Raw genomic sequence first — 12,590 nt, 5'->3', positions numbered from 1 at the left:
CACGATTTTTTGGTAGGGGTAAATCTAGATTTAGGTTAATTCGTCTTCTGTTTTTCCTGCTTGTGCACCGAAGCAACTCCAATATGAGCTTCCTTAATCTTTTTGAAGAGGGGTGAGGCTTCAATTTTTTGAGGATCTGTTTCGCCATTCAAATTGGTAATGATAAAGCGCCCATCACCACGCTCATAATCATCCCGAAAATCATAGACCCCACCGACAACAGTCAGCCGTTCAGATTTAATTTTATCATCAAATTTCTTCAGGGCAGCGTCAACTTGATTATTGATGTTTAAAAGAATTGCAGCTTTCACATCAGGAGCAGACTTAATTTGGATTGTATTTAATTCTTTTTGAATATCTGGAGATTCCTTGGAATAATCACCATAAGCCGCATTAACCGCACCACATCCTGAGTGTCCCACGATAAAAAGCACAGGGGTGTTCAGATGATTGATTCCGTATTCGACGGAACCTGGTGTAGTGGCAATTTGATTGCCGATGTTACGTACGGTAAAAATGTCATTCTCTGGCGTGAAATCAAAACTCTCCATTTGGACGCGGGAATCAGAGCACAGAATCATCGTGGCGCGTGGATGTTGAGAATCTTTATAAGCTTGAAATTGTCATTTAGGTGTTTTTCTGGCGTATTTACCATTATCCGTTACAATGTTTTCAAGGATGCCTTCCGTTTTTTTCTCAATATCTTTGGAGAGGACACCTTGAGGACCGTTCGCCGAAAGTGAAAATGTCAGCAATGATATGGAAAAAAGTATTTTTGTGAAAGTCATGAAAGCACCCCCTGTTTTTTAATTACATATAGAGGATATCACAATTGACAATTTCGACAATTCTAAAAAGAAAAATGGTGGGCGCAACGGGGATCGAACCTGTGACCTCTACGATGTCAACGTAGTGCTCTACCGCTGAGCTATACGCCCTTAACTTAAATACAAAAGAGTGTATAAAAGAGCTTCTTGATTCTTGCAAGTTTTATAATTGCTCGTCTCAAAAGAATGCTTTTCCGCCCCTTTTGGAATGTGCTATAAGGCCGGGACTTATTGTTTTTGAATGAAAGGAAACCTTGTGAAAGCTTTCGTTTTTCCAGGTCAAGGATCTCAGGCTATCGGTATGGGCAAGATTTTTTATGACACATTTGCCTCCTCCCGTCAGGTCTTTGAGGAAGTCGATGAGGCTTTAGGCCAAAAACTCAGTACAATCATTTTTGAAGGACCGGAATCAGATTTAGTCTTAACTGAAAATGCCCAACCTGCTTTGATGTCCGTGAGCCTTGCCATGATGGCGGCCCTTGAAAAAGATGCCGGCGTGAGCCTTGCCAATGCGGTCCAGTATGTTGCAGGTCATTCCTTGGGAGAATACTCAGCTTTAGCTGCTGCAAAAGCGCTTTCCATTGGTGACACGGCTCGCCTTCTTAAAATTCGCGGACAATCCATGCAAAAGGCTGTGCCTGTAGGGCAAGGCGCTATGGCGGCTATTTTAGGATTAGAGATTACAGATGTTCATAGCCTGGCGTCCCAAGCGGCCTTGAATCAGGTATGTGTTGTGGCCAATGACAATTGCCCTGGACAAATCGTCATTAGTGGAAACAAAGAAGCCGTTGAACGCTCCATTGACCTCGCCAAAGAATTGGGCGCCAAACGCAGCATTCTTTTAAACGTAAGTGCACCCTTTCATTGTCCTTTAATGCAGCCAGCTGCAGACCGCATGAAAGCCGCCCTTCAAGACGTGACAATTCAAAAGCCTCTTGTTCCAGTTATCACCAACGTGAGGGCTACACCTTGTGAAGATCCTGAGACAATTCGTGAGCTTTTGGTTGAGCAAGTCACCGGTATGGTAAGGTGGAGAGAAAGTGTTCAAAAAATGGCGTCTTTGGGGGTCACTCAAATTATTGAAATTGGTGCAGGGCAGGTCCTGACAGGCTTGACAAAACGTATCGATAAAGATGTGATTTCGGCAGCTATTAACTCACCGGAAGATTTAGAAGGGATGTTTTAATTTATGTTTAGACTCGATGGTAAAAAAGCGCTCGTTACAGGAGCGTCAGGCGGCATTGGCGGTGCGATTGCAAAAGCACTTCATACCCAAGGTGCCCATATCATTCTTTCAGGCACGCGAAAAGACGCCCTTGAAACTTTGGCCAAAGAGCTGGGTGGTCATACAACAGTTATGCCTTGCGACCTTTCCGACCCGGCGTCTACGGCGGAATTGATTTCAAAAATTGAAACAGAAGTGGGGGGTGTGGACATTCTCGTCAATAATGCGGGACTGACTCGAGACGGTCTCATGATGCGCATGAAAGATGAAGATTGGCTCAAAGTTATCGAAGTTAATTTAACCTCCGCATTCCGTCTTTCGCGGGAGGCTATTCGCCTGATGATGAAGCAACGGTGGGGACGTATTATTAATATTACCTCAATCGTAGGCGTGACCGGAAATCCAGGACAAGCCAACTACGCCGCTTCAAAAGCAGGTCTCATTGGATTTTCAAAATCATTAGCTCAAGAAGTCGCCACTCGTGGCATAACGGTCAATTGTTTGGCACCAGGTTTTATAGGAACTCCAATGACGGAAGTTTTGGATGATAAGGTCAAAGGCAAAATTTTGTGTGAAATTCCCAAAGGTGAGATGGGATCTCCTGAAGATATTGCCGCGGGTGTCGTGTATCTCGCTTCCCATGAGGCACAATATGTTACTGGTCAAACCCTTCATATCAATGGCGGAATGGTAATGGTATAAAGATTTTCTTGATTTTTTTCTCAGTCTTGGCTAGTCAATCGAGAAAGAGTATGATAGCACCCTCAATTGTGCTAAGAATTGAGACAAGCTAGTTCTTACGTTATAGAAATTTTATGAAACGAAATTGAAGAGGAATATGAAATGAGCGATGTAGCAGCACGCGTTAAGAAAATTGTTGTAGACCATTTGGGCGTTGACGAAGAAAAAGTCACAGATACTGCCAGCTTCATTGATGATCTTGGCGCTGACAGTCTCGACACAGTTGAACTCGTTATGGCATTTGAAGAGGAATTCGGTTGTGAAATTCCTGATGATGCTGCAGAAAAAATTCTGACTGTTAAAAATGCTATTGATTACGTTCAACAAAATGCAACGAAGAGCGTAGCCTAAGCTTATTTTATTTTATCTGAAGGGAAATTGCATATGCGGCGCGTTGTTGTTACCGGCTTAGGCCTTGTGACGCCTTTAGGACCAGATGTTCAAACTTCATGGCGACGTCTGATCAATGCTGAATCGGGCGTACGCCACATTGAATATTTCCCGACAGACGAAATTACCTCCAAAGTGGCCGGGGAAATAGCCTTAGGATCTGGACCTCTTGAATTTAATATGGATGAAGTTGTTCCGCACAAAGATCAAAAGAAAATGGATAAGTTCATTCTCTTTGGTTTAAAAGCCGCCGATGAAGCCATTAAAGATTCAGGATGGGCGCCACAAACCGATGAAGAACGTGAGATGACAGGTGTCATGATCGGATCTGGCATCGGAGGACTTCCTACTATTTGCGAGGCAGCACAAATCTTAAAAGAGCGTGGACCGCGGAAAATCAGTCCGTTCTTTATCACATCTTCCCTAATCAACTTAGTCTCAGGTCACGTCTCCATTCGCCATGGATTTAAAGGGCCGAACCACTCTGTGGTGACTGCGTGCTCCACAGGTGGTCATGCCATTGGGGATGCCGCACGTCTCATTCAAATGGGAGATGCGGATGTGATGGTTGCGGGCGGCGCTGAAGGCGCTGTATGCGAACTCGGTGTCGCAGGATTCGCCTCTATGCGTGCCCTTTCAACAAACTTCAATGATGAGCCCACACGGGCGTCGCGCCCTTGGGATCGCGACCGTGATGGATTTGTAATTGGTGAAGGTTCCGGTGTTGTGGTCTTGGAGGAACTTGAGCACGCGAAAAAGCGCGGCGCTAAAATTTATGCCGAAGTTATTGGTTATGGATTATCCGGAGACGCCTATCACATTACCGCTCCTGCGGAAGATGGAAACGGCGGATTCCGTGCGATGCGCAATGCGTTAAAACGCGCAGGAATTTCCCCCTCTGATTTAGGCTATATCAATGCCCATGGAACATCGACACCTTTGGGAGATATGATTGAGCTTGGGGCCGTCAAGCGCCTTTTGGGCAACTCTTCAGGGGATGTCAGTATGTCCTCCACAAAATCTTCGATTGGTCACCTTTTGGGGGCTGCAGGCGGCGTTGAGGCGATTTTCACCATCTTAGCGATGAATAATGGGATAATCCCCCCCACATTAAACCTTGATAATCCCTCTGAGGGTACGGAAGATATGGATCTTGTGCCCCACAAAGCCAAAGAGCGTAAATTCAAATATGCTCTTTCCAATTCCTTTGGATTTGGAGGAACAAATGTTTCTCTTGTGATGGGAGCGTTCCAATAACGTCAAACCTCTTTGCACGAATGAAGCCCTACCTAATTTTTATGGTGTCTGCAGGGCTCATACTCTTGTCAATAGGCATAGCTTCTTTGTATTACAGTGTGAATTTTGAGGGTCGCCGGACCCAAGATGAGATTCTCGAGATTCCCAAAGGAACCTCAGCTCAAAAGACCTGTGAGATTTTAAGTGAGGCTCAAATTACACCCCACCCTTGGGTCTGTCTTTTGGGAGGCACCCTTTTTGGAAACTTGAGGTCCCTTCAAGCCGGCGAATATGAGATTTCAAAAAACGCTTCTTTTTTGGATGCGGTCAAAAAAATCACCAGAGGTGAAGTCGTTGTTTATCAAATCACTATGCCAGAAGGCCTTACGAGTTATGAGATTGTGGAAAGGCTGAAAACCCTTCCCAAACTTGAGGGGGAAATTTCAGAAGTTCCCAATGAAGGCTCACTTTTTCCCTCTACCTATGCCTATAAAAAAGGGGAAGCACGGGGCTCACTCATTCAAAAAATGCAGACAGAAATGACACGATTAACGACTCAACTCTGGGAAAATCGCAATCCCGGCCTTCTTCTTCAATCCCGTGAGGAAATGATTAGCCTTGCAGCCCTCATTGAAAAAGAAACGGCTCTAGCACCTGAACGTCCCCTTGTGTCCGCTGTTTTTTACAATCGCCTAAAGTTAGGGATGCCGTTGCAATGTGATCCGACGGTTGTTTATGCGATTTCTAATGGGACGGGAAAGTTGGACCGAGAGCTCAGCCGTGCCGATCTCAAAGTCGAGCATCCCCTCAACACCTATGTTAATAAAGGTCTTCCTCCCGGCGCTATTGCCAATCCCGGCATTGCCGCCTTAAAAGCAGCTCTTAATCCAGCGCCTGTGGCCTACCTTTATTTTGTGGCCGACGGCACGGGTGGGCATCACTTTTCAGAAACCTTACAGGCCCATCAAAAAAATCATCAAGCTTGGCGAAAAATACGCAACAAATAGAGAAGTCTCTCTATTCGTGTTCCGCAAATATCTTTTGTTTATCTTCGATGGGGCGTTGGCCTTCATGAACATTCCCTCCAAAAGCGCCAAATTTTGCGCGCACATTTGAGATTTCCTTGCGCAAATAAAACGGCACGAAAGCTTGATCCCAAGCAGGCAGCGTAAAAAAACCGCCGATGGGAATGATGAAAAGAACAGTATCAGTGGCATCTTTAATCACCAATCGCGTGGGAAGTTCTGCACCTTGATGTCCCCCTTTTCCGCGACTTTCTTTGACACGACATCCCAAAGCCTCAAAATACGTTTTCAGTTCGTCTTTGGTAAATTTCCATTCACTGGACTCTATGGACAAATGAACGCGCCAAGCCGTGCTTGTGAGATAAAATTGCGGTTGGATTTTTGGAAAGGACTCTTCTTTCTTTAAGAATTTTTGAGCTGTATCTACCTGTAATGACGTTTCATCATCACTTGAGCTATTTTCCTCTTTTTCCTTTAATTTTTCTTCATGGCGTTTTTTCTTTTTATCTTTGCTTTCTTTGTAGGAAGGCGCTGAATCTTCCAATAATAAGTTGTTATTGTTTGAGATCACAGATGTTGTTTTTGCAGGCAAAATCCGACGAGGTACCTTTATCTCCGTGTCGGGATTGACATCGTCTTTTGAGCTTTCTATTCGATCTTTGATGGTAGAGATCATTTTTTGTCGTTGACGTGCGTTTGCTGCTTTTCTCTTTTGTTTAAGATCATTATGCAGTGCAATAATTTCAGAGCTATCACCTGTAAAAGACTTGAGAAATGCCCTGAAAATTAAGGCATCAGGTTCCAATTGTTCCTTCATTTCCTCTTCATAGAGTTTAAAACGCACGAGTGCTTTATCATATTCTCCAGCATAAAATAAAATCATCGTAGTGGAATTGAGAACATCTTCTATACTTTTAGCAGTGTCATCAATTTTAGGGACATAATGGTAAGCTAATTTTAAAGAGGCAGGAGCCTCAAGACTTGAAGTATTATCATTTGTGTTTTGAAGATGTTGAAGCACATCCTTTTTTGCCTCTAATTTATTTTTCTCAGAAGTATGATTAGACGTCATCATTTTCATTTTTTCAAATTGCTCATTTAGAAAACGAATACGATCTTTTTTTTGTTTAAATAATTTAATTTTATTTTTTAAAGACTGTTTTTTTATTTTTTTATTCTGAGGTGTAAATGGGTGAGTGATGTTATGAGTTGTGCAATAAACATCTAATTGTCCAAATACGGTGAGTATATTAACCGTTATGTCCGCATTGGCTTCTTCAGTCTCATTATCATGATTCATCCCAAAAACAATCTCATAAAGTTCTGAAGAGCGTTCAAGAGATTCTATATTTTTTCTTAAACATGCTACTATCTGTTGAGGTTTAAGAAGCGGATTAGATTGACTTAATACGGAGCTCCATACATTGCGCAAATAACGACCTTGAATACAGTAGAATCCAGCGAGCAATTCAATAGCTTTGATTTGCTCTGAGGTTGGGGCTGAGGAGGAAAAAAGTTCTCTCTTCTTAAAACTGGAGAACGCTTGAGATCCGATCTCGTTCATTTGATCTGCTAAAAGTTGCATTTTAATGACATATTCTTCAGGAGTCACAAATTTAATATCACCATATTTTTGATAAAAATCAAAGAACTTGGTTTCAAATTGAAATACGTCTTGAGCTAAATCTTTCACTCCTTTCTTTGAAAATTGAGAGTTTTTATTTTTTAAAAAACTAAGGGTGTTTTTCCATGTGATAAAATTTGCCTTCAAAAGGTCGTATTCACGAACCACTGGCTTTACTTTAAAACTTTGACTAATGGTGCCTGAAACGTGTATTATATTTCCTAAGATTTGAAAAACATCCTCATCTGGCATATTTTCATCAATTTTTGGGCACGCCTTTATGAAAGATTCAAAATTGATAGGAATACCATTTTCTTTGAAAAGTCTCACACTCAGCTGAGCACGTTGTGCGAATTGAGAAACTAGAGTTTGAGGGGAGGGTGTTTCCTTTTCACTCGCTTCCTCTTTCTCAGAACTTTGACGAGACGATACGATTTGTTTTTCTTCCAACGGCTCCATCATTGCGAAGGACTCTGCTGACAAACAAGACGCACACAACAAAAAGGCAGAAAATTTCTTCATATTAAAACTCAACAACATAAAAAACCCATATTAAATTAAAATTCTATTATTATATAATTACAATTTATTAAAAACTCAAGCAAGTATTTTGAGATAATCAAAATTCACCTCCGACCTACAAAAGAGAGAGGAGAGAGGGTGTCCTCATGAGATATTACTCCGGCAATAAAATAGATGACGTTAGGCGGCGTAGGTAACTTCTTTTTTGAGGAAATAGGAGCGAACGATTTCGGGGCAATTTTGGGTGCCAAAAAGATATTTTGTGATGTTGGTTTTGAGTTCCTGCAATGACTTGGCATGTTTGAGTCCGACAGCATTGCTTTTCACGTCTTGATTCAAAAGCTCATCTGGATTCAAATCTGGGCTGTAAGCGGGCAGAAAAAATACCTCAATTTTTTCTTTGTTTTCCTTCAAAAATTCACCGACCACTTTGGCGTGGTGTACTTTGTGATTGTCCACAATGAGAAACACTTTTTTCTTGGAAGACTTGATTAACCTTTTGAGAAAATTAAGAAAAACCTCTCGCGTAAAATTCTCCTCAAAAAGCATAAACCGCAACGTGCCCTGATTCGTGACGCTCGAGATCATATTGATTCGAAATCGTTTTCCCGTTCCTGAAATCACAGGCGTCTGACCCTTGGGGCTATAAGTTGTGCCCGTCTGATGATCGGAACGAAAGCCCGCCTCATCTCCCCAATGAATCTCGGCATTTTCAAGGCGCGCCCGCTTGGCAATCGCCGGATAAACCTCTTTAAGCCAAGCCTGAACTTCTTTTTCGCGACGTTCATAAGCCCGACGCACCGGCTTTTGGGGCGTAAATCCCCAACGTTTCAGATAGTTCCCCACGGAGCGAATCGAGAGTCGGATGCCAAAAGTGCGTTCGATCAACTCTCCCACAGCCTCTCGCGTCCAGAGCATAAAGGGCAGTTTTAGCTGGTCGGGACAACGATCGGTGATCATTTTGACGAGGCTGGCGCACTGGTGGGGCTTCAAGCGCACCATGTCTTCAGCCCGGCGCCCTCGTTTTTTCTTCAATAGCGCCGCCTGGCCCCTTCTTCGATAGCTCGAAACCCATCGGCTGACAGTGCCTCGCGCTACTCCCAATAAATGCCCCACTTCCGCATGCGTCTTCCCGCCTTCAACAACTCCCTTAATCGCCCTCAATCGAAGGCTTTCTTGGGCGTCTTGCGTTAACTTTCGTGCATCTCCTAATTTCATACCTTCTACTTATCACATTAATCTCCTCATGTCTCCTGTTTTATTGCCGGTGTAATAAGAAGTGCGTTTTTTCGGTTTAATATCCCCTTGTTTATGAAGACATATCCATCGATAGATCGTGGCTTCTCCAACGTTAAAAACCTTTGCAGCCTCCCGCTTACGGCCGCCGCTCGTAATGTAGGAGATGACCTTTTTCCGCAGGTCTTCCGAATATGCTTTTGCCATACCCTCCTTACACCTAAACTTTTCCTAAAAATCTATCTATTTATAGGGGAAGGACTATAAAATCTTTTCTAAACCTTCTTTCCCAATGCGTTTTCTCCACCTTGTCATGGAGCTCCCATCGGCAGGTATCTTCCACTGAAAATAATCAAAGCCACAAAAGTATTGCCAGTAAGGGCTCTGAACCCACTGCTTCACAACCTCTTCATCCGACAAAGCATTCATGTGTTGCAACATCATGAGCCCTAACATTAATCGAATGGGCTTGGGAGGTTGGCCAGGACCATCTGTAAATTCTGCGCCAAAGGATTCTTCAAATAATGACCAGTTGATTTGCCCCGCGAGAATAAACAATGGCTCTTGCGGGTTTAACTGATTGGACAGGCGTTCTCTAAAAAGTTCAGTTTGAGATGTATCTGTTTTTGACGGTTTCATATTGCAAGCTTTCGATCCGTTGATCCTCATTTCTTGCAATTATACTATCAAATTTTCAGCATAAAATTAATTTGATTCAAGGATGAGGTGCAACGTCTTGTATGCTAATTAGCATTGATCAAAAGGAGACGTTGTGATGAAAAAATATAAGCATTTGAGCCAAGTAGAAAGAACTCTGATATCCCATTATCATGATAATGGGATATCCATTGGGGAAATGGCCCGCCGTCTTGGACGAAATAAGTCCACTATCTCGCGTGAGATCCGCAGAAACTCTAACAAAGATGCATACAGACCTGATACGGCTAGGAGACGCTATTTGTCCCGTCGTAAGAAGCCACAGCGCATTGACAGAGATGCAAGCTTAAAAGCTTATATCCTGGAACGGTTCCATGAGGGCTTTACTCCAGAGCTTATTGCGCTGCGCTTGAAGACTTATGGCGAATTGGAAGAGATTTCCTATATCAGTCATGAAAGCATTTATCAGTGGCTCTACCAGCCTGCTAAGAAGAAGGAGAAGCTTTATAAGTTTCTTCCTTGCTGCCATGCGCGTAGAGGGCGACGGAAAAGAGTCCATAGAGGGCGTATACCTGATCGCACCTCTATTCATGACAGGCCTGAGGTCGTGGAGGCTCGAAAAGAAGTGGGTCACTGGGAAGCGGACCTGATGTCTTTTCGAGGAAACTCACAGCACATGCTGGTGGTTCATGAACGAGTGACACGCTATACTGTTGCGATTAAGCTCGCAAGCAAAACAGCCTCTGAGACAATAGCTGCTCTCTTGTGCTTCTTTAAAAGTCTTCCTGACAACCTTTTAAAATCCGTCACTTTTGACAATGGGATGGAATTTGCGAAACACAAGGAAATCACACAGCAGCTTGGAGTTCCAACCTACTTTTGCGATGTCTATTCTTCGTGGCAGAAAGGAGGCATTGAAAATATGAATGGAAGATTTAGGCGTGATCTCCCACGCAAAACCGATCTGTTGAATATGCCTGAGGAGGAACTGGAGCAAATTGTGCTGGGACATAACCTCATGCCAAGGAAGGTGTTGAATGGAAAATCTCCACTTGAGTCATTGGCAAGCCACCTGAATCGCGCTATTGTCTTCTTATTCAATAAGGGCATTGCACCTCATCCTTGAATCCACACTACGGGTAATGGCAAAGGTGAATGATTTTCGCTTCAGAAATGAAAAAACGTCAAAATCAAAAATAAGGGTAACAAAATTCCACATGACCACTTCATATAGCCAAAAAAGGTGGGCATGGGGATTCCGTTTTCTTCGGCAATGGATTTGACCATAAAATTAGGAGCATTTCCAATATAGCTCATAGCTCCCATAAAAACGGCGCCTAAGGATAGTGCTTCCAAGATGAGGTGACCTTCTGTCATGAGAAATGAAACATCGCCGCCGGCCATATTCAAAAATACAAGATACGTAGGCGCGTTATCTAAAAATGCAGAAAGCCAGCCCGTGAGCCAGAAATAAACGGTGGAACTTGGGGCCCCTCCATTTTCTGTCATCTGAATAAGGGGAGAGAACGCACCCTCTTGCCCCGCTTTTAAAATGGCAATCACAGGCATGACGGTAATAAAAATTCCCCAAAATAATTTGGCGATTTCCTGTAAAGGCCCCCAGGAGAATTCATTGTGATGATGAATTTTATGAGGGGTTCGGAAATAAGACAAAAGCCCTAAAATCAAGAGTCCTAAATCGCGCGAAATATTTTGAAACTCTAACTCAACACCTGAAAATTTCAGGGTGATTTGTGGGTCCCAAATACCACTTAAAAGCACAAAAAAAATTACCCCCAAAAGCGCCATAAAATTAGACCATCCCTCAATTTGAAAACTGAGTTTTCCTGATGTTTTTAAAACACCTTCTTGGTATAGCAATTTTTGATCATAAATATAAAATAGGATTAAAAGAGCGGCTGAAATAAAAAAGGTTTCGGGCGCCAAAAATTTCAATGTCCAGAAAAAATCCACACCTTGAAGAAATCCTAAAAAAAGCGGGGGATCGCCCAATGGCGTTAACGATCCACCAATGTTGGCCACAAGGAAAATGAGAAAAATCATAAGATGCGTTTTGTTTTGGCGATCTTTGTTGAGTTTTAAAAGAGGTCGAATCATGAGCATGGAGGCGCCTGTGGTACCAATCCATCCCGCCAAAATCGTTCCAATCCCGAGCAAAAATGTATTGGCAGATGCGGAAACCTGCCCCCGAATATCTACCAAAATCCCACCACTGATGATGTAAAGGGCTCCCACCAAAATAATAAAAGGCAGATATTCATGGAAGATCACTTCAAGAATGAGCGTTAAAGTCTCTCCCCATCCTAACAAAATCAAGAGGGGCACAATCACCCCCAAAGACCACCCAAAGGCAATTTTTCCATAATGATGATGCCAAATGTGATTCAAAAGAAGTGGCATCAAGGCTAAGGACAGCAAAAGCCCCCCAAAAGGTAACGCCCATAGAACTCCCAAATGCGCACCCTCCAATCCACTCGCCTGAAGGGGTGAGGTTATGAAGAGGGTGAAGATAAGGAATGCGAAATAGAGCACTGTTGCTTTTCATGTTTTATGATTTCCCTCAAAATAAAGGAAAAATCATTTCAGCACAATGAGGTTAAGCTGGGCTTAAGTACTCATTCACTCGGTCAATTATCGTATCTGTGATAAAAAATTGAATGGCCCTTGTGAGGAGGGTAAAATTTGAGTATAGTCTATGTAAATAATATGATGCAGAGGAATTATCATGACACGATCTGACTTAGTTGAAAAATTATCTGAAAAATTTTCTTCTCTTACAAAACGTGATGTTGAACAAGCTGTCGATATCATTTTTGATGAGATCTCCACAACCTTGGCCAAAGGTGGTCGTGTCGAATTGCGAGGATTTGGGGCTTTTTCAGTAAGAAAACGCGAAGGTCGTATGGGACGCAATCCAAGAACAGGCGAAACTGTCACAGTCCCCGCCAAGAGTGTGCCTTTCTTTAAAGCAGGAAAAGGCCTTAAGGATCGCCTCAATCAGAAGTAGGTTAATCCTCTTCTTGCCACAGTGCCTTAATCTCTGCTAGAACTCCGAGACTTTTTCAAGTCCTTCCCAAGGGGGTTAT

Annotated in this window: 14 protein-coding genes and 1 tRNA gene; 7 read left to right on the top strand and 8 right to left on the bottom strand. The window is 43.0% G+C overall.

Annotated elements, in window-relative coordinates:
* Positions 1-35 precede the first annotated feature (35 nt).
* The 3 genes from Bealeia2_RS00700 to Bealeia2_RS00690 all read right to left on the bottom strand — a co-directional run bounded on the left by Bealeia2_RS00700 (position 36) and on the right by Bealeia2_RS00690 (position 938).
* Positions 36-581 (bottom strand): carbonic anhydrase, encoded by a 546-nt coding sequence (locus Bealeia2_RS00700; RefSeq protein WP_331255258.1) that lies wholly within the window; start codon positions 579-581, stop codon positions 36-38.
* Positions 582-623: 42 nt separating this feature from the next.
* Entirely contained in the window at positions 624-788 is a 165-nt protein-coding gene (locus Bealeia2_RS00695) for a hypothetical protein (RefSeq protein WP_331255257.1), read from the bottom strand.
* A 75-nt stretch (positions 789-863) separates the two neighbouring features.
* Positions 864-938, bottom strand: a tRNA-Val gene (locus Bealeia2_RS00690).
* 130 nt (positions 939-1,068) lie between these two features.
* Here Bealeia2_RS00690 and fabD point away from each other — a divergent pair.
* The 5 genes from fabD (at position 1,069) to mltG (ending at position 5,426) form a co-directional block, all read left to right on the top strand.
* Positions 1,069-2,013: an ACP S-malonyltransferase gene (fabD, locus tag Bealeia2_RS00685; RefSeq protein ID WP_414437815.1), complete on the top strand. Its 945-nt coding sequence runs from the start codon at positions 1,069-1,071 to the stop codon at positions 2,011-2,013.
* A gap of 3 nt (positions 2,014-2,016) precedes the next feature.
* Positions 2,017-2,754 carry a 3-oxoacyl-[acyl-carrier-protein] reductase gene (gene fabG / locus Bealeia2_RS00680; RefSeq protein ID WP_331255255.1) on the top strand — a complete coding sequence of 246 codons (738 nt, stop codon included), beginning with the start codon at positions 2,017-2,019 and terminating at the stop codon, positions 2,752-2,754.
* Positions 2,755-2,895: 141 nt separating this feature from the next.
* Complete coding sequence (locus Bealeia2_RS00675) at positions 2,896-3,144, top strand: acyl carrier protein (RefSeq protein WP_331255254.1); 249 nt, start codon at positions 2,896-2,898, stop codon at positions 3,142-3,144.
* Positions 3,145-3,177: 33 nt separating this feature from the next.
* Positions 3,178-4,440, top strand: a complete 1,263-nt coding sequence (fabF, locus tag Bealeia2_RS00670; RefSeq protein ID WP_331255253.1) for a beta-ketoacyl-ACP synthase II — start codon at positions 3,178-3,180, stop codon at positions 4,438-4,440.
* A 20-nt stretch (positions 4,441-4,460) separates the two neighbouring features.
* Positions 4,461-5,426: an endolytic transglycosylase MltG gene (gene mltG, locus Bealeia2_RS00665; protein ID WP_331255252.1), complete on the top strand. Its 966-nt coding sequence runs from the start codon at positions 4,461-4,463 to the stop codon at positions 5,424-5,426.
* Positions 5,427-5,436: 10 nt separating this feature from the next.
* On the opposite strand, the gene Bealeia2_RS00660 is transcribed toward mltG, so the two are convergent.
* The 4 genes from Bealeia2_RS00660 to Bealeia2_RS00645 form a co-directional block, all read right to left on the bottom strand.
* Positions 5,437-7,590 carry a hypothetical protein gene (locus tag Bealeia2_RS00660; RefSeq protein WP_331255251.1) on the bottom strand — a complete coding sequence of 718 codons (2,154 nt, stop codon included), beginning with the start codon at positions 7,588-7,590 and terminating at the stop codon, positions 5,437-5,439.
* Positions 7,591-7,770: 180 nt separating this feature from the next.
* The gene (locus Bealeia2_RS00655) at positions 7,771-8,808 is read right to left on the bottom strand and encodes an IS630 family transposase (protein WP_331255250.1); all 1,038 of its coding nucleotides are present in this window, start codon (positions 8,806-8,808) and stop codon (positions 7,771-7,773) included.
* A gap of 12 nt (positions 8,809-8,820) precedes the next feature.
* Positions 8,821-9,033: an IS630 transposase-related protein gene (locus Bealeia2_RS00650; protein WP_331255249.1), complete on the bottom strand. Its 213-nt coding sequence runs from the start codon at positions 9,031-9,033 to the stop codon at positions 8,821-8,823.
* A 54-nt stretch (positions 9,034-9,087) separates the two neighbouring features.
* Positions 9,088-9,465 carry a transposase gene (locus tag Bealeia2_RS00645; RefSeq protein WP_331255248.1) on the bottom strand — a complete coding sequence of 126 codons (378 nt, stop codon included), beginning with the start codon at positions 9,463-9,465 and terminating at the stop codon, positions 9,088-9,090.
* Positions 9,466-9,601: 136 nt separating this feature from the next.
* On the opposite strand from Bealeia2_RS00645, the gene Bealeia2_RS00640 reads away from it, so the two are divergent.
* On the top strand, positions 9,602-10,609 hold the full coding sequence (locus tag Bealeia2_RS00640) for an IS30 family transposase (protein WP_331255247.1): 1,008 nt from the start codon (positions 9,602-9,604) through the stop codon (positions 10,607-10,609).
* Between the two features lie 41 nt (positions 10,610-10,650).
* Here Bealeia2_RS00640 and Bealeia2_RS00635 read toward each other — a convergent pair whose 3' ends face one another.
* Positions 10,651-11,973, bottom strand: coding sequence for a sodium:proton antiporter (locus tag Bealeia2_RS00635; RefSeq protein WP_331255246.1), 1,323 nt, complete (start codon positions 11,971-11,973; stop codon positions 10,651-10,653).
* Positions 11,974-12,229: 256 nt separating this feature from the next.
* On the opposite strand from Bealeia2_RS00635, the gene Bealeia2_RS00630 reads away from it, so the two are divergent.
* The gene (locus Bealeia2_RS00630) at positions 12,230-12,511 is read left to right on the top strand and encodes an integration host factor subunit beta (RefSeq protein ID WP_331255245.1); all 282 of its coding nucleotides are present in this window, start codon (positions 12,230-12,232) and stop codon (positions 12,509-12,511) included.
* Positions 12,512-12,590: the final 79 nt, after the last annotated feature.

The organism is Candidatus Bealeia paramacronuclearis (assembly GCF_035607555.1).
GTDB lineage: Bacteria > Pseudomonadota > Alphaproteobacteria > UBA9655 > UBA9655 > Bealeia > Bealeia paramacronuclearis.
Note: the sequence above shows the minus strand (reverse complement) of the source record. Positions and strands in the feature narration are given on the sequence as shown.

Coding starts and splice junctions, on each gene's coding strand:
- Bealeia2_RS00695 (WP_331255257.1), bottom strand. CDS start 788: ATGACTTTCACAAAAATACTTTTTTCCATATCATTGCTGACATTTTCA.
- fabG (WP_331255255.1), top strand. CDS start 2,017: ATGTTTAGACTCGATGGTAAAAAAGCGCTCGTTACAGGAGCGTCAGGC.
- Bealeia2_RS00675 (WP_331255254.1), top strand. CDS start 2,896: ATGAGCGATGTAGCAGCACGCGTTAAGAAAATTGTTGTAGACCATTTG.
- Bealeia2_RS00700 (WP_331255258.1), bottom strand. CDS start 581: ATGATTCTGTGCTCTGATTCCCGCGTCCAAATGGAGAGTTTTGATTTC.
- fabF (WP_331255253.1), top strand. CDS start 3,178: ATGCGGCGCGTTGTTGTTACCGGCTTAGGCCTTGTGACGCCTTTAGGA.
- Bealeia2_RS00655 (WP_331255250.1), bottom strand. CDS start 8,808: ATGAAATTAGGAGATGCACGAAAGTTAACGCAAGACGCCCAAGAAAGC.
- fabD (WP_414437815.1), top strand. CDS start 1,069: ATGAAAGGAAACCTTGTGAAAGCTTTCGTTTTTCCAGGTCAAGGATCT.
- Bealeia2_RS00640 (WP_331255247.1), top strand. CDS start 9,602: ATGAAAAAATATAAGCATTTGAGCCAAGTAGAAAGAACTCTGATATCC.
- Bealeia2_RS00645 (WP_331255248.1), bottom strand. CDS start 9,465: ATGAAACCGTCAAAAACAGATACATCTCAAACTGAACTTTTTAGAGAA.
- Bealeia2_RS00650 (WP_331255249.1), bottom strand. CDS start 9,033: ATGGCAAAAGCATATTCGGAAGACCTGCGGAAAAAGGTCATCTCCTAC.
- mltG (WP_331255252.1), top strand. CDS start 4,461: ATGAAGCCCTACCTAATTTTTATGGTGTCTGCAGGGCTCATACTCTTG.
- Bealeia2_RS00630 (WP_331255245.1), top strand. CDS start 12,230: ATGACACGATCTGACTTAGTTGAAAAATTATCTGAAAAATTTTCTTCT.
- Bealeia2_RS00660 (WP_331255251.1), bottom strand. CDS start 7,590: ATGAAGAAATTTTCTGCCTTTTTGTTGTGTGCGTCTTGTTTGTCAGCA.